Here is a 23,255-nt window from a genome sequence, read left to right on the forward strand (position 1 = left end):
CGCGGTCATGGTCTGTGGGTCAACACGACACACCACAGGGAGACCATGATGCAGACGTTCGACACCGCCGGCCCGATCACCGCGATCCTCGACATCCCGGCCGGACGGGTCGCGGTCACCGCCGCCGACGTCACCGAGACCACGGTGGAGGTACGGCCGGCCGACCCCACCAGGAAACGTGACGTGCGGGCGGCCGAGCAGACCACGGTCGGGTACGCCGACGGGGTGCTGCGGATCGAGGCGGCCACCGCGAAGAACCAGATCTTCGGCAACTCCGGCTCGGTCGACGTGACCGTCCGGGTGCCCGCCGGGTCGCGGGTCGAAGGGCGGGCGGCGGCCGCCGAGTTCCGGGCCGCCGGCCGGCTCGGGGACCTCGTCTTCGACACCGCCCAGGGCCCGATCGTCGTCGAGGAGGCGGCGAGCGCGCGGATCGAGGTGGCCGCCGGTGACGTGTCGCTCGGGCGGCTCACCGGCCCGGCCGAGATCACCGTCAGCAAAGGTGACATCCGGATCGCCGAGGCGGTGCGGGGCTCGGTGGTGCTGCGGGTCCGGGCCGGGGCGATCGAGATCGGCGCCGCGGCGGGTGTCTCGGCCGTGCTGAACGCGGGTGTCTCGTACGGGCGCGTCGACAACCGCCTGAAGAACGACGGCACCGCCGACCTGGAGATCCACGCGACCAGCGACTACGGCGACATCGTGGCGCACAGTCGGTGACGGGCCCGCGATGTCGTATCCGATCCACGTCGAAGGGCTGGTCAAACGATATGGCGGGACGGTCGCGCTGGACGGCGTCGACCTCCGGGTGCCGGCCGGCAGCGTGGCCGGGGTACTCGGATCGGCCGGGTCCGGGAAGACCACCCTGATCCGGGTGCTGTCCGGGCTGACCGGCCCGGACGCCGGCCGGGTCGCGGTCCGGCGGGCGGGGGTGCTGCTGCTCGACGAACCCACCGCCGGGCTCGGCCCGCACGACCGCGACCGGCGGTGGGACCAGATCCGCCGGACCGCCGGGGACGGCACCGCGGTGCTGCTCACCACCCGGTTGCCGGAGGAGGCCGGGCAGCTCGCCGACCGGATGATCGCGCTCGACCGGGGGCGGGTGGTCGCCTCCGGCCGGGCCGGGGAGTTGCGACGACGGACCGGCGGCCGGATCCTGCAGGTGCGCGCGACGGTCGCCGCCGACGGTGCCGCGGTGGCCGCGATCCTGCACGAGATGACCGGGACGGTCCCGGCCCGCGACGACCGGACCGGCCTGCTCAGCGTGCCGGCCGGCGATCCGATGCTGATGTCGGCGCTGGTCCGGCGGCTGGACGCGGCCGACATCCCGGTCGACGAACTCGGCCTGCGGCTGCCCAGCCTGGACGAGGTGCTCAGATCGCTGCGGTGAGCCGCCGCAACGCCTCCTCGCGAGGCAGACGCGCGCCCTCGTCGTACCGCTGCCGGAAGGTCTGGTCGCCGAGAACGGTGACCAGACCGGCGACCAGGTCCCGCAGCACCGGCTCGCCCTGGTCGAAGGCGCCGCGGATCGCCTGGCTCCAGCCCAGCGCGGTCGCCGCGTCGCCCGGCCGGTCCTCCAGCGCGAGCAACTCACCGACCTGTTCGGCCGCCCAGGCGAGGCCGTTGCTCTGCGCGCGGGTGAGGTTCGGCCGGACCGCACGCGGCAGCAACTCGCGGGCACCGGCGGCGTCGCGCGCGGCGAGCCGGTTCATCATCCGGGTGCCGTCGATCAGATCAAGGGCCATCTCCTCGGGGTACGGCAGATCGCGCACCCGCGCCGACAGGCTGTCCAGGGTGCGCTCGGCCGCGGCGAGATCACCCGAGCGGCGCTGCCAGCCGGCCACCCCGAACAGCAGCGCCGCCTCCCGCCGCCGACCCCACCGACCGGCGCGCTGCTGCATGGCCCGCAGATCGCGGTGCGCCCCGTCGAGGTCACCGGCCCGCATCCGCTCGCGCGCCAGCCGGTTGCGGGACCAGTACCGATAGTCCTCGGTGCCGAGTTCGGCGCTGATCGCGACGGCCCGTTCGAACGCGGCGATCGACACCGCGTACTCGCCGCGCAACGACGGCAGCCGGCCGATCGCGAGCAGGCTCATCACCAGACCCCACCGGTCGCCGGCCGCCTCGAAACCACGGACCGCCTCCTCCCGGGCCCGGGCGCCGCCGTCCAGATCGCCGTGCTCGACGAGGGTGAAGTTGTGGGCCCAGTTCGCGCTGGCCCGGGTCCACGGATCGGACGACGTCAGCGCCTGATCGAAATCGGCCTCGGGGGAGAACGCCTGCTGGCAGATCCACAGCAGACGTGCCGGATGGACCTCCCGGGCGCGCAGCGTGGTCCGTACCAGAGCCAGGGCCTGATGGGCGCCGTCCGGCGCGATGTCGCCGAGGTCGCACAACGCGGCGAGGAACGTCTCCAGCTGGGCGTTCAGCCCCCGGTTGGCCCAATACCAGAACAGGGCCTTGATGAATCGGTACGTCCGGACGGCGTCCCCGGCGTCCAGGACCATCCGCAGCGCGGCGGTGATGTTGTCGTGCTCGGTGTCCAGGACGGCGAACGCGGTCAGCTGCTCGCGGGTGCGCAGCAGCGGCTCCAGGCGCTCGACCAGCTCCAGGTGGTGATCGGCGAACCGGTCCGCGACGTCGTCGCCGGCCGCGGCCAGCTGCTGCGCGCCGTACGCGCGGACGGTCTCCAGCATCCGGTAGCGGCCGCCGTGCTGCTGCACGATCGACTTCTCCACCAGCGCGTCCAGCACGTAGAGCACGTCCCGCTCCGGCAGGTCCCGATCGGCGCAGACCGCTTCCAGCGCGGCCGGGCCCGCCCCGCCCGGGAAGATCGACAGCCGCCGGGCCAGGATCCGCTCCGGCTCGTCGAGCAGGTCCCAGCTCCACTCGACCAGGGCGAGCAGGGTGCGCTGGCGCGGCATCGCCGTCCGGCTGCCCGAGGTCAGCAATCGGAACCGGTCATCGAGCCCACGGACGATCTGGTCCACAGCCATCGACCGCAGCTTCACCGCGGCCAGCTCCAACGCCAACGGCATCCCGTCGAGACGCCAGCAGATCTCCACCACCGCGTCGACGGTCCGCTCGTCCAGGGTGAACCCGGGCCGGACCCCGGCGGCCCGGTCGACGAACAGACGCACCGCGGCGGCACCGGCGGCAGTGCCCAGATCGGGTTCCCCGGCGGGCAGCGCCAACGGCCCGAGATGGCACAGCGCCTCGCCGGTGATGGCCAGCGGCTCCCGGCTGGTGGCCAGGATCCGCAGCCGGGCCGACCGGCCGAGCAACTCGTCGGCGAGCCGGGCGGCCGCGTCCACCAGGTGCTCGCAGTTGTCCAGCATCAGCAGGGCGTCACCGACGTCGAGCAGTTCGACGAGCCGGTCGAGCGCCGACCGCGGCCCGCTGTCGTAGAGCCGGCCGTGCGCGGAGCCGACCACCCCGAGGACCGCGTCGGCCAGCTGCTCCGGGTCGGCGACACCGGCCAGCGGCACGAACCACACCCGGCCCGGGTCGTGGGCCGGATCCCGCCGGGCCGCCTCCAGCGACAGCCGGGTCTTGCCCGCGCCGCCGGGTCCGACGATCGTGACCAGGCGGGCAGTGCCCATCAGCCGGGCGATCCCGGCCAGCTCGTCCTCACGCCCGACGAAACTGGTGACCCCGGCCGGCAGGCGGCTCGCCGGGGCGGCCGGAGCGGTCGGCGCGACCGGGCGTTCGAGCTGCCCGCGCAGCAGCGACAGGTGTAGTTCACGCAGCTCCGGCGAGGGGTCGACGCCGAGTTCGTCGCCGAGGGCGGTCCGGATCCGCTCGTAGACGGCGAGCGCGTCGGACTGCCGACCGGCCGCGGTCAACGCCCGCATCCGCAGCATGGCGAGCCGTTCACTGAGCGGCCGGTGCACGGCGGCGGCGCTCAGGTCGGCCAGGATCCGGCGGTAGCGGCCCAGTTCCAGCTCCGCCTCGAAACGGTCCTCGGCGGCACCGGTGCGCAGCTCCTCCAGGCGAGCCGCGGCGTTGCGGGCGAACGGGGCGTCCTGGACGTCGGAGAGCGCGCTGCTCTGCCACAGCCCGGCGGCCGCGCCGAGCGTGTCCGCGGCCTCCTCCAGGCGGCCGGCCGCCAACTCCCGGCGCCCCCGGGCGGCGAGCTCCTCGAACCGGTGGGCGTCCACATCGTCGGGACCGATCGGCAGCCGGTAGCCACCCGCCGCGAAGTCCACCGTCGCCGTCGTGCCGAGCACCCGGCGCAGCCGGGAGACCAGGCCCTGCAACGCCGCCGCGGCACCGGCCGGGGTGTGCTCGCCCCACAGGTCGTCGATCAGCGTGTCGGCCTGAACCGGACGACCGGCGGCCAGTGCGAGCCGGGCCAGCAGCATCCGCAGCCGGGTGCCGGGAACGTCGACCGCAGCGCCGTCGTCCGAAGTGGCAGTCACCGGGCCCAGCAACACGACACGCACCGCAGCATGATCGCATGGCCCGACGGCCCGCCGGGGGCACGCGTCCACGGCCCCGGACGACCCGGTCGGAGGCCCGGTGCCGACACGGCCGCCACCGCGACCGGCACCGGGCCGTCCACCGTCGGCCGACCCCGTTTCCGGCGGCCGACGGGTCATCAGCGGGCGAGCAACTCCCGCAGCCGGTATTCGGCCTGCGTGCCGGACACCCGACCACCGTGGATCACGGTCAGGTCCTCGACGGCGCAGGCCGGTGGGGCGTGCCCGACCGCCGCGGCCAACACCGGATTGCGGTCGGCCCAGGTGAGCAGGGTGGCGGCCAGTTCCCGCTCGGCGGTCTCCGGGCCCGCGGCGGCGGCCAGCCGCCTGGTCGATCCCTGACGGTACGGCCAGAACGACCACACCTTGGTCTCGTCGATGAGCTGCTCGACCGGGTCGGACCGCAGATACCGCAACGCGATCTGGATCGAGTCGGTGCTGCCGTCACCGATCAGCTCGTCGACCATGCTGTGCCGGGCCCGGGACCCGGCCACCTCGTAGAACGTGCTGCGGCAGCCCCGACCGTCGGCGGCCGTCAGGATGTTGCGCCAGGTCGGTTTCGGCGCCGGAACGGTTTCCAGCAGTCGTACCGCGGCCCGGTAGTAGATCAGTTTGGTCTGCCAGTGGTTCCGGCGGGACGACATGTTGCCGGAGAGCCGCTCCACCCATCGCGCCACGACGGTGGGGCCGAACTCCTGGAAGGTGACCGGATCGATTGGTGCCGTCGTCATCGCCCTCAGTCCTTCTCGCTGGTCGTGCCTGCGTGCCAACGAGCCTGGCCGGATCACCGGAACCGCACCATCACGTAATCGCGGGGTCCTGCGCGCGGCGTCCGGTCACCACGTCGAGAACGTCGTCCCATCCGGACGGACGACCCGTCCCCCGCCACGCGACGTGCTGGTCGGGACGCACCAGCAGCAGCCCGCATCCGGCCCTGGCCCGCACCGACGCGTCGCGTACGGCCAGGTGGACGGTGGGTACGCCACGTGCACACGCGATGTCGGCGAGTTCCCGGCCGTCCTGACCGTCGGTGAGGTCGAGCAGCGTGAATCGGGGGCCCAGTAGGTCGTACAACTGCCGCCCGTCGTTCGTCCGCAAGGCGGGCAACCGGCTGCCCGGCCGCACCCCGGGCAACGGATCGCCCGCCTCCCGCCAGACCACCTCGGAGGTGCGGAAACCACTGCCTGGGAGGGTGCCGGACGGGTCCATCTGCGGTGGTTCGGTGCGCAGCACCCCGGCCAGATGATCGGCGGAGGCGCCGGCCGCCGCCAACCGCCGGAACCGCTGCCGCGCCGACAGCGACCGGGACAGCGACTCCCGGGCCAGGACCGCCCGCTGCCGACGTTCCGTCTCGTAGCTGCCCAGCAGACCGGGGCCGGCCCACCCACCGATCGTGGCCGCGAGTTTCCACCCCAGGTCGACGGCGTCACCCAGACAGGTGTCCACCGTATGGCCCGGCGGGTGGAACGGGTGCGCCGACTGCCCGGCCAGATAGACGGCGTCCCGCCGGTAGGTGCCCACGATGCCGAGCGTCTCCTGCCACTGGGTGACCCCGAGGATCTGCTCCGCGTCGAGCCGCACACCGAGCCGCCGGTGCAGCAGGGCGGCCGGGTCGGTGACCGCGCTGTCGCCCTGGTCCAGGGGCAGCTGCCCGATCCACACGTCGGAGCCGGACTGCCGGCTCAACGTCACCCCGGACGCGATGACCGTGGACTGTCCGGCGAACGGGTCACCGAGCTGTCCGGTCCGGAAGTGGATCGTGCAGTGGTACGCCGGGGCGGTCGCCGTGTCCAGGGGGACCCCGAGACACCGACGTACGGTGCTCTGCGCCCCGTCGCATCCGACCAGATACCCGGTCTCGATCGCGTGCCGGCTGCGGCTGCCGCCGTCGAGCACGGTCGCGACCGTCCGGTCCGGTCCGGCCCGCAGGTCGGTGAAGGTCCACCCCTCCCGCAGGTCGATCAGCGGATGCTCGCGGACCGCCCCGCGCAGCCCGGTGGTCAGGCCGGTGCCGGTCACCAGCGTGTACGGCTCGACCGGGGTGCTGCCGTCGGCGGTGTCCGCGTACCGGCGCCGCAGTTCGCCGGGCGACGGCGTCTCGGTGACCAGCACCGGCGGCTCGTCGATCGACCGGCTCCAGACGACCGCGGCCCGGCTGTCCGGGTCGGTGCCGTGCTCGCGGATCCGCTCGGCCAGCCCGAGCCGGCGCAGCAACTCCATGCTGCGTCCGCTGACCAGGTTGAGCTCGGGCTGCCGGGGTATTCGGGCGGCCCGCTCCACCACCATGCTCGGTATTCCGTGATGGGCCAACTCCAGGGCCAGCACACAACCGGTCAGACCGGCACCGACCACCAGCACGGCGATACGTGGATCAGGCATGCGCATTCGGCTCCAGCGTCAGGGCAGGGTGCGGGTCACCCACCGTCATGCTGGTCCGGCCGGGCCGCCGCCGGTATCACGTGTCCCCGGGAAAACGGGCGCGTTCCTCGGCGACGAGTTTGGCCAGTTCCACCCGGCTGCGGATGTCCTGTTTCTTGAAGATCTTCCGCAGGTGGGTGTCCACCGTGTGCGGTGACTTCCACAGCCGGTCGGCCACCTGGGTGTTGGTCATCCCGTCGGCCACCAGCAGCGCCACCTCGCGTTCCACCCTGGTCAGCAGCGGCAGGATCGGCGTCCGGGCGATCCCGGACCCGGCCGCGGCGCCGAAGCCGGCGTCCAGCCGTGCCCGGATGCTGTACGCGCCGAACTCGGCGGACAGCTCCATCGCCTCCTCGTAGTGCTCGTCGCGCCTGCGGGTCAGCACGGCCAGATCGGCCAGCGCGGACGCCAGCGCCAGGGACCGGCCCGCCGCACGGAACCGGGTCACCGCGACGGCCAGCCGCTGCGGGTCCTGATCGAGCAGACCGGCGGCGTGGGCGGCCGATCCGGCCGCCGCCCGCGAATCGGGGTTGGCCACGGCCAGCCGGGCGGCCGAGTCGACCACGATCGCGGCCCGGTCCCGGCGGCCCGCGGCCAGCGCCATCCGGACCAGGGCGCCGGCCGCGGTCGGCCGCTGCACGATCAGGGTGGGGCGGTCCCGGAGCGTGTCGTAGATCGGGGCGGCCGCACTCACCGCCGCCGGGGCCGAACCCTCGGCCACGAACAGCATCGCCCGCGGCCACTCGACGTCCTCCGGTGGCGCGGTGATCCCGGAGGCGATCAGCCCGGCCACCCGCTCGATGTGGGCGCGCGCCTGCCCCAGGTCACGGCGCAGCACGGCGAGCCGGATGAGCGTGCCGAGCAGCGGCACGATCAGCTGGTGGGCGGTCTCCTGCTCGGCCACGGTCACCCCGGCGTCGGCCTCGGCGGCCGCGTCGTCGAGCCGGCCGCGGGCGGTCAGCAGCGCGGACAGGTAGTAGTGCAGCAGCGGCTGGGCCCAGCGGGTGCCGAGACGTTCGGCCTCCCGGCGGGCCGCACCCAGTTCCCGCTGTGCCTCGTCGAAACGGTCCAGCGAGGTCAGCGCGTTGGCGAGCCAGATCCGGGGATGCCGGTGCCGGGCCGTCCCGCCCGCCCGGTCGGCCAGTTCGGTGGCCGCGCTCGCGTGGTCGAGGGAGTCGCCGAGCCGCCCCTGGGCCTGCGCGACGAGGCTGCGCGCGGTCAGGCCGAAGACCGCCGCACCCGGCTCGTGCTCGCGCCCGATCGCGTCGGCGGCCGCTCCGGCCCGGTCCGCGGTGGTGAAGTCGTCGAGGTAGAACGTGGCGTGCGCGTGGATCGCGTGCAGCCGGGCCCGAGTCGGTGGGGAGGCCGCCGGACCGGCCAGCCCGTCCTCGGCGTACTCGGCGGCGCGGGCGTTGTGCCCGGCGTGCTTGCACGCCTCGGCCAGCCCGAGGTGCAGATAGGCCCGGGTCGGCGGGTCGAGACCGGCCCGTAGCGCGGCCTCACCGAGCTCCTGGGCGCGGGCCACCTTGGCGGCCGAGGCCAGCAGCCGTACGGTCGCCGCGACCATCTCCGGCCGTTCCGGGTCGTGCCGGCCCATCGCGTCCAGCGCCAGCTGCATCAGCTCGGCGGCGTCGGCCGGCGAGTCGGGGGCGACCCGGGCCGCGGTGTCGCGTAGCAGCTCGACCGCCTCGCGGGTGCCGGCCGGGCCACTACGCAGCAGGTGCGCGGCGATCTCGGCGGTCGGCCGGCCCGACTCGACGGCCATCGCGGCGGCCTCCCGGTGCAGCTGGCGGGCCTTCATCGCGCCAAGGCCGCTCTGCACGGCCAGGCGCACCTGGTCGTGTCGGAAGGTCAGGCCGTCCTGATCCTCGACCAGCATCCCGGCCTCGGTGACCTCGTCGACCAGGTCGAACAGCCCGGTCGGTCGCCGGTCCGTCAGCCGGCCCGCCGCCTCCAGGTCGAACGGGCGGCCCAGCACCGACGTGGCCCGCAGCAGCCATCGGGCGTCCGTGGAGAGGCGTTCCAGCCGGCCATTGATTATCGACACGAAACTGCCGGGCAGGTCCTCGCCGGTCACCGTGGCGATGCCGTCGGCGACCACGAGCTGGCCGGAGTCACGCAGGGCGGAGAGCAGTTCCTCGATCAGCAGCGGGTTGCCGCCGCAGCCGGGGACAAGCGCTTCGACGGTCTTGTCGACGCTCGCCCCGATCACCGACTCGCACAGTTCCTTCGTCTCGGTCTCGCCGAAGACGCCGAGCGTGATCGGCGAGCCGAACCGGGCCAGCCAGTTGAGGGTCTCGGTGCCGGGGGTGCCGTCCTCACCGGGCCGGCCGGCGAGCAGCCAGCGGACCGGTGAGGAGGCCAGGGCGGGGACCAGTTCGCGTACGGCCAACGCGCTCAACTCGTCCAGCCACTGCGCGTCGTCGAGCACGATCAGCAGCGGGTTGTCGGCCGCGTACCGTTCCAGCGAGGTGCGCAGCCGGTGGATGCGGGCGTGGTTGCCGGAGTCCGCCTCGGCCGGGCCCGCCAGCCAGGCGAACTCCCCGGTCGGCGGGCTGCACTGCAGCAGCGCCCCGGCCAGCGAGACCAGTGGGGCGGCGAGGTCGTGGCGGAACGCCTCGCGGGCGGCCACCGCGATGTCCCGGCCGTCGGCGTAGTCACCGGCGGCGCGCAGGATCCGCGACTTGCCGATGCCCGGTGGGCCGAGTATCACGTGGCAGCCGCCGATGCCGGCCCTGGTCTCGTCCAGGGCCTCGCGGATGATCGCCAGCTCGCGGGCACGCCCGATGATGTGGTCAGTCACGTACGCGACCCGTCTCCCTCACAAGATCGCTATTACCTCGAAAGTCCCCGTCCGCCGGAATTTAGTGGGCGCCGGCGGCTCACCCGACCGGCCGATACGGCATGGTTTCTGTCCGTCTGACCAATCAGCATCGGTCGTGTCGCTGCGCACCTTGCCGGATGAGACCTTTCGAAGCCAATCGATCAATGGTTGACACCCGATCGAGTGACCGTCACCGGCCGAGTCCACAAAGGCCGGTCGCCGGACCCGACCGGATCGTCGAGCGCCGACCACTCATCCCACCGCCCGGCGGGCGCGAAGGGAAACTACCCATCTCGATGGGCCCGACCGGTCGGCACCGCACTGACCTGTGGCTTCGATGCCGTCACGAGGCCACCTACCCATTCGAGCAGTGGGCCGCCGCCGCCCGGATGCATAGCGTCCGGAAGCGGGTCGGACATCAGTCGCGACGGAGATCAGAGGTGAGCGATGACGGTCGTCGACTTCCACGCCCGGCTCGTCCCCGGTGCCACCGAGCCGGAGAACCTGCTGGCCGTGATGGATGCGGCCGGCATCGACCGGGCCGCGATCAGCGCCGGCGGGCTGATCCCCCTCGACCGGCTCGCCGCACAGATCGACGAGGGCGGCCGGGCCGAGGCCGCGGCGGACAACGAGGGGGTACGGCGGGCCGCCCGACGATCCGGCGGGCGACTGCTGCCGTTCTTCTTCGCCGACCCGGTGAACGACCTGTCCACGTACCGCAGCGAGGCCGTTGATTTCAAAGGTCTGGAGATCTCCCCGGCGGTGCACGGCGGACGTCTCGACGACCCGAGCGTGCACGACCTGGTCGCCGTGGCCGAGACGGCCGGGCATCCGGTCTACCTGGTGACGGTGGCCCGACCCGGCGCCGGACCCCGTGATCTGGCCCGGCTGGCCGGACGGTTCCCGCGGGTCACGTTCGTCTGGGGGCACTGCGGGCACCACGGGCTCGGCCTGGCCGGGCTGGACGTGCTCGCCGGCTGCCCCAACGTGCTGGCCGAGATCTCCGGCTGCCTGACCGTCACCGCACGTCGGGCGGTCACCCGGCTCGGGGTGGGCCGGGTGCTGTTCGGCACCGAATATCCGCTCCAGGCACCGGCCGTGGAGCTCTGCAAGGTCGACGCGCTCGGGCTCGATCCGGCCGGACGTTCGGCGGTCCTCGGCGGGAACGCGCGCCGCGTGCTGGGAGAGGAGATCCGATGAACACTCTGGACGTCACCTGGGCCGATCGCGCCGGGCTGGCCCGACTGCAACAGGACCGGCTCGCGACCGCCCTGGCCGCGGCGAAACGTTCGCCGTTCTACGCCGGGCGGGGTGTGCCGGGCAGCCGGGCCGAGTTGGCCGACTATCCACTCACCACCAAGGCCGACCTGCGTGCCGGATACCCGTTCGGGCTGCTCGCGGTGGACCGGGCCGAACTGGCCACCTACCACGAGTCGAGCGGCAGCAGCGGGGTGCCGACATCGTCGTACTACACGCCCGAGGACTGGCGGGACCTGACCGAACGGTACGCCCGCAAGCACGTCGGGATCCGCCCGGACGACATGTTCCTGGTCCGCACCCCGTACGCGCTGATGATCACCGGCCATCTGGCGCACGCCGCCGCACGGTACCGGGGCGCCACCGTGGTGCCCGCCGACAATCGGTCGCTGGCCATGCCGTACGCCAAGGTGGTCCGTCTCCTGCACGACCTCGAGGTGACGCTGACCTGGTCGCTGGCCACCGACACGCTGCTCTGGGCGGCCGCCGCCCGGCTGGCCGGGCGCGCCCCGGACCGGGACTTCCCGGCGTTGCGTGCGCTGTTCGTCGGCGGTGACCCGCTCGGCCCGGCCAAGAAGAAGCGGATCGCCGAGATTTGGAACGCGCCCGTCGTCGAGGAGTACGGCGCCACCGAGACCGGCAGCCTGGCCGGTGAGTGCCCGTCCGGCCGGCTGCACCTGTGGGCCGACCGGGCGCTGTTCGAGGTGTACGACCCGGACACCGGCCGATGCTCGCCGACCGGCCGCGGCCAGTTGGTCGTCACGCCGTTCCAGCGGGAGGCGATGCCGCTGCTGCGCTACAACCTGGAGGACAGCGTGGAGGTGTCCGATCCGGACTGTGGCTGCGGTTGGGGGCTGCCGGTGGTGCGGGTGCTGGGCCGCAGCGCCTGGACGGTCCGCGACGGCGCCGCCGAGCTGACCCAGGGTGACGTCGAGGACCTGGTGTTCGGGCTGCCCGCCGAGTACGGCGTGATGTTCTGGCGGGCCCGCGCCGAGACGGACGGCCTGCGCATCCAGATCGAGGTCGCCGCCGCCCACCGGGCCGCCGCCGTTCGCGAACTCGGTGACGCCGTCGACCGCGCGTACGGCCTGCCGGCCCGGATCGAGTCGCTGCCACCCGGCGGCCTGGTCCCGGAGCGGCTGCTCACCACCGAACCGGAGGTGGTCAAACCCCGTGGGCTGTTCCACGCCGGGGAGGACTGGAACAAGGCCCTGGAGTACTACTGATGGCCACCCGGATCGTCGTGGTCGGCGCCGGGATCGGTGGCCTGGCCGTGGCCGCCGCCCTCGGCCGGCGCGGGATGCGCTGCCTGCTGCTGGAACGCGGGCCGGCCCCGGCACTGGCCGGCGGCGGCATCCAGATCGCCCCGAACGGCGCCGCGGTGCTGCACCGGCTCGGCCTGGCCGACGAACTCGCGGCGGCGGTCCGGCCGGCCGTGCGGGAACTGCGCCGGTGGCGTGACGACACCCCGATCGGTGCGGTCCCCCTCGGCGCCGACGCGCAACGGCGATACGGCAGCCCCTACTACGCGCTGCGGCGGTCCGAGCTGTGCCTGATGCTGCTCGGCGCCGCGAACCGGCACGCCGAGGTGCGCCTGAACGCACCCTGCACGGCCGTCGAGGATCTCGGTGACCGGGCCGCCGTGGTACTGGCCGACGGCTCCCGACTCACCGCCGACCTGGTGATCGGCGCCGACGGTCTGCGCTCGGTGGTCCGCCGGACGGTCGTCGCCGATCCGCTGCGGTACAGCGGCTACACCGTCTACCGCGGCCTGGCCCCGGCCCGGCGGCTGCCCCGGCACGGCGACCGGGTGATCGTGCGGCTCGGCCCGGGACGGCACTGCGTGAGCTATCCGGTCGACGGCGGCCACACCATCAACGTGGTCGCCGCGGTGGCCGCCGCCACCCCGGTCCGGGCCGCCCGGGAGGTGCCGGCGGCCGAGGTGCTGGGTCAGTTCGCCGGATGGCATCCGGCCGTCCGGGCGCTGCTGGCCGCCGCGCACCACTTCGATCGGCACGGTCTCTACGACAGGTCGCGGCCGGCCTGGCGGCGCGGGCGGGTGGTGCTGCTCGGCGACGCCGCGCATCCGCTGCTGCCGTTCCTGGCTCAGGGCGCGTGCCAGGCCCTGGAGGACGCGGTGGCGTTGGCCGAGAACGGTCTCATCGGATACGAGGAGGCGCGGGCCACCCGGCGGGCCCGGGTCGCCGCCGCCAGCCTGGCCGGCACCCGCCTGCTGCACCTGGCCGACGGCCCCGAACAGGCCGAACGCGACGATCAGCTCGCCGGGGCCGGCCTGCCCGGGCACGACTGGTTGTACGGCCACGGGTCGCCGGCCCGGTCATGACGTCGGCCGTTGATGCCACAGCGCCACCAGCTCCACCCGGGACACCAGCCCCAGTTTCTGGAAGATCTGCCGGAGGTGGAAGTTGACCGTGTGCGGGCTGATCCCGGTCCGGCGGGCGATCTGCCGGTTGGTCAGCGCCTGCCCGACCAGGTCGGCGATCTCCCGCTCGCGGGGGCTGAGCGCGGCCCAGTCGACCGGCCCGGGCCGCGCCTCGCGCCGGGGCGGCGCAACCGGCCGGGCCGGTCGCCGTGGTGGCTCGGTGCGCAGGGCGGCGACCGACGCGACCAGCACTCGCAGGTGTTCCTCGATCCGCCGTAGTTCGTCGTCTCGTCCGATCATCACGTGCACGGCCTGCCTCCCCGATCAAAGCCTGTACGCCCGATGGTGGGGTCGCCGTGGGAACAAGACCGCCTACAAGTAGGGGATTGCGCGTCTCCGATTCAGTCGGCCGCCCTCAGCTTCGCCAGGTCGGTGACGACCAGCCGCCGGTAGCCGGTGGTGATCAGGCCGCGGTCACGCAGCTGTTGCAGCGCCTTCTGGATGGTGGCCGGCGCGATCGCGATCATCGCGGCGAGGTCGGTCTGGCTCAGCGCCACCAGCAGTTCGACGCTGCCGTCCGGGCGCTGCCGTCCGCAGACCTCGGCGATCTCGGTGAGCAGCCGGGCCAGCCGGACATGGGCCGGGAACGCCGCGAAATCCACCCGCCGCCGGTTGGCCCAGCGCAGCTGCCTGGTCATCGCGGCGGCGATCAGGGCGGCCGCGTCGGACCGCTGCCGCAGGAACGCGCTGAAGTCGCCCCGGCTCAGCTGGCCGACGGTGAGCGGGCCGCAGGCGATCACCGTGGCGTTGCGGGGCTCGCCGGTGAGCGCCCCGATCTCGCCGACCACCTCACCGGGCAGCCGGATGCCGAGCAGGGTCTCGACGCCCTCGACCGAGGTGGTGACCTTGACGAAGCCGTCGATCAACAGCAGCACGTGGGTGTCGCGGGAGCCCTCACGCAGGACCGTGCGGCCGGCTTCGAGGGTGCGCTGCACACTGCTCCGGACCAGCGCCTCGGCGACCTCGGGACGCAGACTGCCGAGAAACGTCCCCGCCGCCCAAGTGTGGTCTCGCCGCGGGATACCAGCCGTCACAGGAGCCCCCAAGCGCCGCTACCCGCCCACTCAATCACGAACGGCGATTCGTGGGCAACGGCGCCGGAGTGTGCCCGGGACCCGAACCGGCCCCGGGCACACGTCACGCTCAGTCGGTCACGGTGCCGTCGGCGAACGGCAACTCGACCGGCTCCCACACACCGGGCAGGAAGAGCAGCCCCTGGAACCGGACGTGCTCGGCGCCCTCGGCCTGGCCGTCGGCGACGGTCGGCACGGTGAAGTCGATCGAGGTGGTGCCCGGCGGGATCTCCAGGTACGGCTGGAGGTCCGTCGACGACAGCGGTCGCGACGGCTCCGGGTCCTGGCCGCTGTTCTCGCTGAACCACGCCGGGTCGACGTCGGTCGACGACAACTCGGGGCCGGTGGCGGGCGGCTGGGCCAGGAAGATCACGTACGTGTACTCGTCGACCGGCCCGGACAGCGACACCGTCCAGGTCAGCGGCGAGCCCTCGGTCACCGCACTGGACGGGGTGATCGTGACGTCCGGGGCGGGTTCGTCCTCCCGTACCACGACTCCGCCGTCGTAGTCGCCGACCACCGCGTTGCGGATCGCCTTCGCCGTCAGCGTGTACCGCCGGTCACCACCGTAGGTGGTGTTGCCGGGCACCGAGACCGGCACCCTGATCCGCGAGGTACCCGGCTTGACGTCGGCGACCCAGTTGGTGGTCGCGTAGGTGCGCGCGTCGGTGAGGAACAGCCGCACCTGGGCCGTCTTCGGCCCGCTCGACCGCACCTGCACGGTGTACTCGGCGGTCCCGGAGTCGCCCTCCTCGACGGTGATCTCGCCGACGTCGATCCGGTCGAGAGCCGACGCCCGTGGCGCCGGGGTGCCGGGTGACCAGCCCCAGGCGTCGATCAGCCAGGCCGGGCCGGCCCCACCCGAGGTGATGTCGAGACCGGCCACCGAGCGGACGTGCGACGGCAGCGGCAGCCGCACCTCCTGCGCCCAGAACGACGCGGTGCCTTCGCTGCCGGGCACACCGGCCACGGTCGCGGTGCCCAACTCGGTGCGGCGGCCCCGTTCGTCGGTGACCGCGACGGTGAATCCGGTGGCGGGTGCGTTCGGCGGCACGATCAGCCGCAGCGCCAGCGCCCGCGAACCGGCCACCGGCAGCGCCTTCCTCGGCGTCAGCGTCGCGGTGCGGGCGCCGGTCAGTTCGACCGCGTAGCGGCCCGGCTCAGGCCATTGGAAACCCACGAAATGCGGCGACCCACCCTCCAGGCAGAGCGTTTCCGGTTCGCCTCCCACCTGATCGCAGAGACGAGCATCGCGTACGGCCAGAGTCTCGTCCGGAACCAGGGCGGCGGTCCGGTTCGCCCCGATCGCATGGCTCAGCACCCGGGCCGGACCGGCCGACGGCGCACGCACGCCGGTGCCGTCCAGCAGCGGGCGCGCCCGGTCGTCGCCGGCGACGAAGAGCCGGGCCGCGGTCGCGATGTAGGTCGCCCCGGCGGTCTGCTGCTGTTGCGGGGTGAGCCGGGCGGGGGCGACTCCGGGCGTACACAGTGGGTCGTCCTCGCCCTGGAAGTCGTCGAACGCCGGCCCGATCGCCTGCCCGGGCGTCCACTCGGTGTTGAAGTAGTTGTGGTTCGCACCGACCATGTAGAGCGCGCTGTGCAGCGCCCGCCCGGTGCTGACCCCGCGGGTCGCGTCGACGAACATCTGCCCCTGCAGGTCCGAGACGTCACCGTCGCAGCCGGGCAGGATCGTCGCCGACGGCACGTCGGGCTGCGGGTTGTGACCGAAGATGGTCGGCCCGATGAGCAGCAGACCGCGGATGTTCCAGCGGACCCGGCCCCGGTAGTCGTCGTTCGCGGGCGGGTTGAGGCTGTCCAGCGCGGCCCGGTTGACGCCCTCGCCACCGCGCGAGTGTCCCATCAGCAGCACCCGGGACAGGTCGGCCCGGGGTGCCGCCCGGACGATCGCGGGCGCCTTCGCCCGGCCGCCGCCGGACCAGTCGGCCCAGCGCGCGAGGTGCATGCGGACCAGCGACGAACGGGCCTGCGCGCCACCGTCGGAGTCGGCGGTGTCCTGCGCGTTGATGCCGTTGGCCGAGATCGACACGGTGATGTAGCCCTGCGACGCGAGCAACCGCTGTGCCTCGAGGTAACCGCGGTGGCTGGGCACCGCCGCCGAACCGGTCGGGCACGGCCACTCGAGACTGATCGAGTCCGGGTCGTCGCCGGCGAAGCAGGTCCAGTGCCGGCCGTGCAGGAACACCGCCAGCGGCCGGTTGCCCGGAGCGCCCTTCGGCGCGACCACGACGGCCTGCATCTCGACCCGGGACGGGTAGGTCGAGAGTTGCACGCCGGGCAGGGTGTATTCGCCGGTCGTCGTCTGGTATGGCCCCTTGACCCCGGGGTCGACCGGGTTCGTCGCAAGCACCGGGGCGGTGGCCGGCGCGGCGGCGGTCAGGCTCCGCTTCGCCGCCGGGGCCGCCGCGTCGACCCGTTTGCCGCCGATCCGGACCTGCAGATCGGTCAGCCGGCCGGTCGCACCGGCCGGCAGGGCGAACGTCCGCAGGTCGGCGCCGCCGGTGGCCCGGCCGAGCAACCGGTCACCCGACCAGAACTCGACCGCGGCGTCGCCCGGTGGGATCGGTTGGTCGCTGGTCCAGGTCAGGGCGCGCTTGTCGAAGGACCAGCCGGACGGCAGTGCCCCCGGCGCCGGTCCGGGCGGATCCGCCGAGGCGGGCGCCGTCACTCCCCACAGCAGCGTGCTCGTCGCCACGGCGGCGACCAGAAATTTACGCATGCCCTCCGTCTTAGTCGGTGCATGCAAATATTCCGATTGTTAAGGTCTGTCAGCCGGAGAACCGGGCCTTCCGGACCATCTTCCGGTACGCGGCGAGCGCCTCGGCGTCACTGTCCGGCCGGAAGTTCCGGGACGTGCCCTTCTGATTGTCGGTGTCGAACCAGACCACCGCGCCGATCGACGGGGTCGCGTCCACGTAGGCGGAGAGCTTGCGGATCCACGGCGCCTTGGTGTTGCGGCCGTGGTTGATCGCCGCGGTCTCGGCCAGCACGATCGGTTTGCGCTTACCGTAGGCCTCGACGATCGGGGTGAACAGCGTCCGCGGCGACTCCCTGGAGAAGTTGTAGCCGGAGACGCCGACCCAGTCGACGTACGCGTCACCCGGGTAGTAGTGCTGGAACCTGTTCCAGGAGACGTTCGGGCCGGAGTTCCAGTTCGGCGCCCACACCCAGGCCACGTTGGCGGCGCCCTCGTCCCGGAAGATCCGATGCATCCGCTGCCACGACTTGATGTACCCGGCCGGCTTCTTCCCGTTGTGCACGCCGTCCCAGTCGAACCAGTTGCCGTTCATCTCCCAGCCCCAGCGCAGCATGATCGGGCGCTGCATGCCGGCCAACCGGTTCGCCATCAGGGCGATATTGCGGTCCGACTTACCGCTGGTGATCCGCTTGTGGAAGGTGCCGTCCCAGGACACCATCAGCACCGCGCTCGACGGCACCTCGGGCTCGCTGACCGGCGCGTACCCGGACCACGGGTAGTAACGGTGCACGATGCGCTGCTCGCGGCCCAGCTGCCTGCGGCGCAACGCGAGGCTCTCGGTCAGAGTCCTGCCGCGCAGCCGCAGGAACGAGCCGTGCATCGCCTTGCCCGCCCGGAACGGGACCGGGCCACCCGACCCTCGCGCCGCCTGGGCCGGCTGCGCCACGCCCGCGGTCAGGACGGCGGCCGGCACCGCCATCGTCATCAGGCTCAGCACCCGGCGACGGGCCAACCCACCACGCTGCTCGTCATCCACGCGCCCAGCGTGCCCGGCCCGGTGCCCGGCGACCTCCATCACCGGGCCGATAAACCCCAACCAAACATACTTTTTCGTACGTCTACCGCGTTCGTGCCAGCTCCGGCGGGGACGCGATCGACGACCACGGAATCGGGCACGGTATGCCTTGTCGATCAACCCTTTCCTCTTCGAACAGGAAACGCATGCGAGTCCTCAAGACGGTCGTTCCCGGTCTGCTCCTGCTCACCGCCCTGGCCGCCTGCGGGTCGTCAGGTGACTCCCCGTCCTCCTCCCCCACCCGGCCCGCACCCACGCCCACCGGGACCACCCCGGCCACCGGCGCGACGGCCGCTCCGACGAAGAGCACCGGCGGGTCCGAGACCAGTGGGAAGTCGACGTGCCGGACCGAGGACGTCGGCGTCACCATCACCCTCCAGCCGAACGGGACCGCCACCACCCAGCGCGGGCTGGTCGCCGTCACCAACACGTCGAAGAAGGCCTGCACGGTGCACGGCTACCTGTTCCTCACCCTGGTGAACGCGGCCGACGAACCGGTCGACGTACCCGTGAAGACCGTCGAGGAGCCCGGCCCGCCGGTGGCCTTCGAGATCAAACCGGGCACCACCGCGTTCGCCGGGACCAAGTGGGCCGTCTGCGACAAGAGCGACTCGGACTGCGGCGTCGGCAACACGATCCGCTACAGCCTGGCCAAGGCCACGACCGGCCCGGCCGCGAAACTGGACGGCTTCCCGGCCGCCGAGAAGAGCGGCATCACCATGAAGTCCCTGGAGATCGGCAGCCTGCAGCCGGCCACCCAGGGGGTGGTCGCCTGGTGATCACCGGCCGGGGCCTCCGTGCACACCCGATCAAGCGCTCGTTTAGGGTGTGCACGTTCACGGGGCGATCGACGGTCATCTCTTAAGTTTCCGGGGAAATAGATGGTGAACAGGCATCGGGCGTGGCGTTCCGCCGGCAGCCCGGCCCTGGCGGCCGCACCATGGGTCGTCATCTTCAGCGGCATCGTCGCGCTCGCGGTCCTGCTCGCCGTGACCCTCTGGTCCGGCCTCAACCGTGACTCGTCCCGGTCCGGCACCGCCGGGACGAACAACGTGGCCGACCAGTTCCCGCCCCCGATGCCGGCGGTGTCGCTCTCCCCCGGCGCCCTGTCCTCGGCGCTTGCGCCGGGCTATCCGGCCACGGCGTACCCGCCGGGCTATCCGGGCTCTTCTCCGGGCTCTTCTCCAGGCCCTCCTCCCGGCGGCTCATCCACGGCCTTCTCCCCGGCACCCGGTCAGGGCAGCGACGCCCCGGCCCGGACCGGGACCATCAGCCCGACCACCCCGGCCCCGGCGGCCACGACGACGTCGGCCCGGACCGCCACCGTCGACGCATTCGCCGTCCAGCAGGCCGAATCCTTCAGCGCCCGCAGCGGAGGCACCGTCGTAGCGTGCGACGAGGGGGGCAAGGCGGTGACCGCCCTCGGAAACGGCGACTGGCTCCGCTACGACAACGTCGACTTCGGAACGACCCGGGCCGTCGACTTCCTGGCCCGGGCGGCATCCGGCGTGACCGGCGGAGGCAGCGGCCTGATCCAGATCCGCCTGGACAGCCCGTCGGCCACCCCGATCGGCGACTTCGCCCTGGACAACACCGGCGGCTGGCAGTCCTGGCGCTCCGTACCGGGCAACGTGTCCGCCCCCACCGGCACCCACACCCTGTACTTGACGTTCCAGAGCGCCCAGCCCGCCGACTACGCGGCCCTGAACTGGTTCACCTTCCGCACCTGACCCACCCCGTCCGGCGATCCTCCGGATCGGCCCGATCGGCTCACCGACCCTTCGCGAGGATGACGCTTGCCCGGTGGTCGTTGTGGTCACCTGGTGGCGAAGCGGCGCTGGCGGATTCGGTCGGCGCCCGCTGCTCCGGCCAGCTCCGGGCGGTGGCGGGGGTTGGCGTGGTAGTGCCGCAGCGTGCGGTAGACGATCACCGGGTCGTCCACCAGCCACACGCTGCGGATCGCGATCGGGGTGATGTCCGGCCGGGCCGGTGCTCCCGGTTTGAGGACGATCAGCGGCGCATCGTTCAGCTCACCGGCCACGACCGCGGCGACCTCGTCCCAGCCGAGGCGGCGGACGAAGCCGGGGCCGTGATGCTCGATCATGGCCGGTGTCAGCAGTAGGCCACCCCGGCCGCCGAAGATCAGGCGCAGCAGTCGCCAGCCGAAGAACGCGGCGGCGCCGAACGCCATCACCTCCACGACCACGGCCCCGCCCCGGGCGGCCAGGTCGGCGATCCAGCCGAGGAACAGCAGCGCCACGATCGTCATGATCATGAAGCTGGCCAGCCAGTAGTAGGTCCACACCGAGAACCGGAACGTCACCGCGCCGTCGAGCAGCGCCACCCGCGGCGCGGTCCGCCGCGGACGCCACCACAGGTGGGCGCCGAATCCCACGAGATGCCCCAGGACGACGGTGCCGGCGGCGAAACCGATGACGCCCGGCACGTCGCGATTCACCACCGAGACGACCAGGAGGGCCGCGGCGGCGACGGTCGACACGGCCACCGACCAGAAGACGATCGTCATCCCCAGCCGCGGGCCGGTCCTCTGCCAGGGCGAATCCTCGTACAACGGCGTCTCCTCCGGAGAACGATCAACGGCCGAGGGCGTACAGGTCGACGAGCAACTCCGACAATGCGGCCGGATCGCACGAGCCCAGGGTGGTACGCCGTACCGACTGCCAATGATCCGACCAGGTGTCGTCCACCCAGATCTCGGTGATCCGCTGTTCACCCGCCGGGTTGAGGTAGGTCGACGTCGACACCCCCGGATCCAGTTCGACGAGCAGGGTCAGACCGCCGGGCAGGCTGCGCCGCATCTGGGTGTGGATGCTGTTCCCGGTCTCGTAACCGTTGCCGTACCACCTGCCGCGCAGCATCTCCTCGATCGCGTCCGGCGACACCGGCCCGAACCCAGGCAGGCTGGTCGCCGCCTTCTGCTCCTCGGTGAGCACCACCGACGGCCGGTTGACCTGCGGGAACGGCTGCAGGATCTCGTAGTCGGCCAGCAGCTGCGCCCACTCGGGCAGTTCCGCACCCAACTCGGCCGGGTGCACGATCCCGAGCGGGGTGTCGCCGTCCACCGTCACCGTCGAGTCGTGGACGTCGGCCAGGCTGCCGTCCTCGGCCACGCGCAGCGCCTGAACCAGGCGATCGCCCCCGTCGTAGGCGCCCCACAGCAGCCGCCGGGCGATCGGCCCCAGGATCGGGTGCGGCAGCAGCACCCCGGTCAGGTCCCGGGCCGGGCGCAGCCGATGCCGGTGCATCTCCCGTTCCAGCCGGGCCGTCTGCGCCACCGCGGTCGCCCGCAGATCCTTCTTGAACTGCAGGAACCACTGGTAGGCGCCCGGCTCGGCGTCCTTCACGCCGGGTTTCGGCGGCCGGGCCAGGATCCGCCCGTCGGGGGCGGTCACGTGCGGGGTCAGATGCTCGTCGACGACCACCGGGAACCGCCGTGACCCGTAGTCGACGACCAGCCCGGCATCCAGCCCGTGGGTGATCGCCAGCCGGTCCGCCAGTTGCGTCGGCGTCAAGCCGCGCCGGGCCGCCGCCTGCGTCAGATAGTCGAGGGCCCGGTCGTTCGTCGAACCACCGGACATGTTCGCCTCGATCGCCAGCAGGTGCCGCAACGCCACATCGGAACCGACCGTGGCCAGCACCGCGTACCCGTCGATCGCCCGCGCGTAGCGGCTCTTCGCCGGCCATGACCTGATCAGCGGGCCGAGTTGCTCCATCGTGGTGTCGTCGCCGATGTGGGCCTGCGCGACGAGCACCCACGCGTCGGCGGCGGGCATGCCGTCGGTCAGCCACCGGTCCAGCAGCGTCCGCCCGAACGCGGTCAGACTCTCCTGGTCACAGCCTTTCAGCAACCGCTCGGCGTCGTCGTCGAGGGCGGCCACCAGCGGTTGCCGCGCCGCCGACGACTCGACCACCAGCGGCAGGCCGGGCCGGTCCGGATCGCCCGGTGGCGGCTCCGGCGGATCCGCCGGCCGCGATCTCGTCAGCGCCTCGGCCACCGCGGCGACCTCGTCCTCGGGCATCACCCCGCCGTCGGCCCGCCGCAACTCCGGCAGATCCCGGACCTTTTTAGACGGTACGCGGAAAGGCGCGCCCATTCCGGCCGACGAACCGCCGCCAGTCACGGCCGCATCACCGAGCCCCGGCAGCGTCGGGGACGGGAGGGGCCGGGGATCTTCGGGTGCGGTCACCGCCATGGCGGGCCCCAGGAGGGCAACGAGTGCGGCGAGAGCCTCGTGGCCGTACTCCCTCGTGGTTTTTTGAATCAACGGTGTGTGACCGGATGCGGTGAGCAAGCGGAGTGCGTCCTCCGCGTTCTGCCGGGTTTTGCCGGGGCGCCCGGTGGCGGCCGGGATCAGGGCGCGCGCGGCGGCCTCGGGATGGCGGGCCAGCCAGAGGCGCGCCCACAGCCGCGCCGACCCGAGGTGCCGCAACCAGCTCGCGGCCAGCGCGGCCGCCTCCTTGGCCCGCAACGGCAGGATCAGCAGGCCGAGCACGTCGGCGCTCTGGCCGGCCTCGCTGAGCACGAACGGCATCGCGTCCAGTCCGAACCGGGCGAGGGCCACCCGACCCAGGTCGATCCGCTGCCGGTGGCGCAGCATCGGCGGGTCGGCGAGCAGGGCTCGGGCCGGGCCGTCCGGGCCCTTGGCGATCAGCCACGAGATCTGGGCGGGCGACAGGTCCGACATGCGGTTCGCGCTGGTCACCGCCATCGGCCAGTCGGGTTGCTGACGACCGTGGTCGAGCGCCGCAGCCCGGGCCGCCCATCGTTCGTGTTCGCCGTCGGCCCAGATCAGGGCCGGTGTGTCCGTGCAGACCAGCCCGTCCACCACGATCGGCTTGTTCCGGTTGCCCATCGCCCCGCCTCCCCGTCGGTCCGCCAGACCGTATCGGAGCGGCACCGCCCGCCCCAACCGCGAATGCTTCGTCACGGTGAGTGACATTCCACTTGGTATC

16 protein-coding genes and 1 pseudogene are annotated in these 23,255 nt (G+C 72.8%); 7 read left to right on the forward strand and 10 right to left on the reverse strand.

The genetic code is table 11. The features are described 5' to 3' along the window. Nucleotides 1-48: 48 nt before the first annotated feature. Nucleotides 49-714 (forward strand): DUF4097 family beta strand repeat-containing protein, encoded by a 666-nt coding sequence (locus Q0Z83_RS32770; RefSeq protein WP_317787099.1) that lies wholly within the window; start codon nucleotides 49-51, stop codon nucleotides 712-714. A gap of 10 nt (nucleotides 715-724) precedes the next feature. Beyond that, nucleotides 725-1,384 (forward strand): ATP-binding cassette domain-containing protein, encoded by a 660-nt coding sequence (locus Q0Z83_RS32775; RefSeq protein WP_317787100.1) that lies wholly within the window; start codon nucleotides 725-727, stop codon nucleotides 1,382-1,384. Here the strand turns inward: Q0Z83_RS32775 and Q0Z83_RS32780 are convergent. The 4 genes from Q0Z83_RS32780 to Q0Z83_RS32795 all read right to left on the reverse strand — a co-directional run bounded on the left by Q0Z83_RS32780 (nucleotide 1,368) and on the right by Q0Z83_RS32795 (nucleotide 9,696). Beyond that, a complete protein-coding gene (locus Q0Z83_RS32780) occupies nucleotides 1,368-4,439 on the reverse strand; it encodes an ATP-binding protein (protein ID WP_317787101.1) in 3,072 nt (1,023 codons plus the stop codon). The two genes, Q0Z83_RS32775 and Q0Z83_RS32780, sit on opposite strands and share 17 nt — an antisense overlap. A 155-nt stretch (nucleotides 4,440-4,594) precedes the next feature. Next, nucleotides 4,595-5,206 carry a hypothetical protein gene (locus Q0Z83_RS32785; protein ID WP_317787102.1) on the reverse strand — a complete coding sequence of 204 codons (612 nt, stop codon included), beginning with the start codon at nucleotides 5,204-5,206 and terminating at the stop codon, nucleotides 4,595-4,597. 70 nt (nucleotides 5,207-5,276) lie between these two features. Then, nucleotides 5,277-6,854 carry an FAD-dependent monooxygenase gene (locus tag Q0Z83_RS32790; RefSeq protein ID WP_317787103.1) on the reverse strand — a complete coding sequence of 526 codons (1,578 nt, stop codon included), beginning with the start codon at nucleotides 6,852-6,854 and terminating at the stop codon, nucleotides 5,277-5,279. Between the two features lie 76 nt (nucleotides 6,855-6,930). Then, entirely contained in the window at nucleotides 6,931-9,696 is a 2,766-nt protein-coding gene (locus Q0Z83_RS32795) for a helix-turn-helix transcriptional regulator (RefSeq protein ID WP_317787104.1), read from the reverse strand. A gap of 468 nt (nucleotides 9,697-10,164) precedes the next feature. Here Q0Z83_RS32795 and Q0Z83_RS32800 point away from each other — a divergent pair, with 468 nt between their 5' ends. Genes Q0Z83_RS32800 through Q0Z83_RS32810 form a run of 3 tightly spaced genes read left to right on the forward strand, consistent with a single transcriptional unit; the run spans nucleotide 10,165 to nucleotide 13,318 of the window. Further along, nucleotides 10,165-10,917 carry an amidohydrolase family protein gene (locus Q0Z83_RS32800; RefSeq protein WP_317787105.1) on the forward strand — a complete coding sequence of 251 codons (753 nt, stop codon included), beginning with the start codon at nucleotides 10,165-10,167 and terminating at the stop codon, nucleotides 10,915-10,917. After that, nucleotides 10,914-12,200, forward strand: coding sequence for a phenylacetate--CoA ligase family protein (locus tag Q0Z83_RS32805; protein ID WP_317787106.1), 1,287 nt, complete (start codon nucleotides 10,914-10,916; stop codon nucleotides 12,198-12,200). Before Q0Z83_RS32800 ends, Q0Z83_RS32805 begins: the two co-directional genes overlap by 4 nt. Further along, nucleotides 12,200-13,318: an FAD-dependent monooxygenase gene (locus Q0Z83_RS32810; RefSeq protein WP_317787107.1), complete on the forward strand. Its 1,119-nt coding sequence runs from the start codon at nucleotides 12,200-12,202 to the stop codon at nucleotides 13,316-13,318. The genes Q0Z83_RS32805 and Q0Z83_RS32810 overlap by 1 nt, the downstream gene beginning before the upstream one ends. On the opposite strand, the gene Q0Z83_RS32815 is transcribed toward Q0Z83_RS32810, so the two are convergent. The 4 genes from Q0Z83_RS32815 to Q0Z83_RS32830 all read right to left on the reverse strand — a co-directional run bounded on the left by Q0Z83_RS32815 (nucleotide 13,313) and on the right by Q0Z83_RS32830 (nucleotide 18,242). Then, nucleotides 13,313-13,657, reverse strand: coding sequence for a helix-turn-helix domain-containing protein (locus tag Q0Z83_RS32815; protein WP_317797177.1), 345 nt, complete (start codon nucleotides 13,655-13,657; stop codon nucleotides 13,313-13,315). The genes Q0Z83_RS32810 and Q0Z83_RS32815 overlap by 6 nt on opposite strands. Before the next feature lie 101 nt (nucleotides 13,658-13,758). Then, complete coding sequence (locus Q0Z83_RS32820; protein ID WP_317787108.1) at nucleotides 13,759-14,451, reverse strand: Crp/Fnr family transcriptional regulator; 693 nt, start codon at nucleotides 14,449-14,451, stop codon at nucleotides 13,759-13,761. Between the two features lie 109 nt (nucleotides 14,452-14,560). Then, nucleotides 14,561-17,227: a S9 family peptidase gene (locus tag Q0Z83_RS32825; protein ID WP_317787109.1), complete on the reverse strand. Its 2,667-nt coding sequence runs from the start codon at nucleotides 17,225-17,227 to the stop codon at nucleotides 14,561-14,563. Between the two features lie 49 nt (nucleotides 17,228-17,276). After that, nucleotides 17,277-18,242, reverse strand: coding sequence for a glycoside hydrolase family 26 protein (locus Q0Z83_RS32830; protein ID WP_317787110.1), 966 nt, complete (start codon nucleotides 18,240-18,242; stop codon nucleotides 17,277-17,279). 185 nt (nucleotides 18,243-18,427) lie between these two features. Here Q0Z83_RS32830 and Q0Z83_RS32835 point away from each other — a divergent pair, with 185 nt between their 5' ends. Both Q0Z83_RS32835 and Q0Z83_RS32840 read left to right on the forward strand, forming a co-directional pair. Continuing rightward, nucleotides 18,428-19,060 carry a DUF4232 domain-containing protein gene (locus Q0Z83_RS32835; RefSeq protein WP_317787111.1) on the forward strand — a complete coding sequence of 211 codons (633 nt, stop codon included), beginning with the start codon at nucleotides 18,428-18,430 and terminating at the stop codon, nucleotides 19,058-19,060. 102 nt (nucleotides 19,061-19,162) lie between these two features. Beyond that, complete coding sequence (locus Q0Z83_RS32840; protein ID WP_317787112.1) at nucleotides 19,163-20,011, forward strand: carbohydrate-binding protein; 849 nt, start codon at nucleotides 19,163-19,165, stop codon at nucleotides 20,009-20,011. Nucleotides 20,012-20,097: 86 nt separating this feature from the next. Here the strand turns inward: Q0Z83_RS32840 and Q0Z83_RS32845 are convergent, their stop codons facing one another. Both Q0Z83_RS32845 and Q0Z83_RS32850 read right to left on the reverse strand, forming a co-directional pair. Further along, nucleotides 20,098-20,853 (reverse strand): hypothetical protein, encoded by a 756-nt coding sequence (locus Q0Z83_RS32845; RefSeq protein ID WP_317787113.1) that lies wholly within the window; start codon nucleotides 20,851-20,853, stop codon nucleotides 20,098-20,100. Between the two features lie 397 nt (nucleotides 20,854-21,250). Continuing rightward, nucleotides 21,251-23,242, reverse strand: a pseudogene (locus tag Q0Z83_RS32850) (DUF4132 domain-containing protein); the annotation flags it as partial. Nucleotides 23,243-23,255: the final 13 nt, after the last annotated feature.

The sequence above is a fragment of the Actinoplanes sichuanensis genome, assembly GCF_033097365.1.
GTDB classification, from domain to species: Bacteria; Actinomycetota; Actinomycetes; order Mycobacteriales; family Micromonosporaceae; genus Actinoplanes; species Actinoplanes sichuanensis.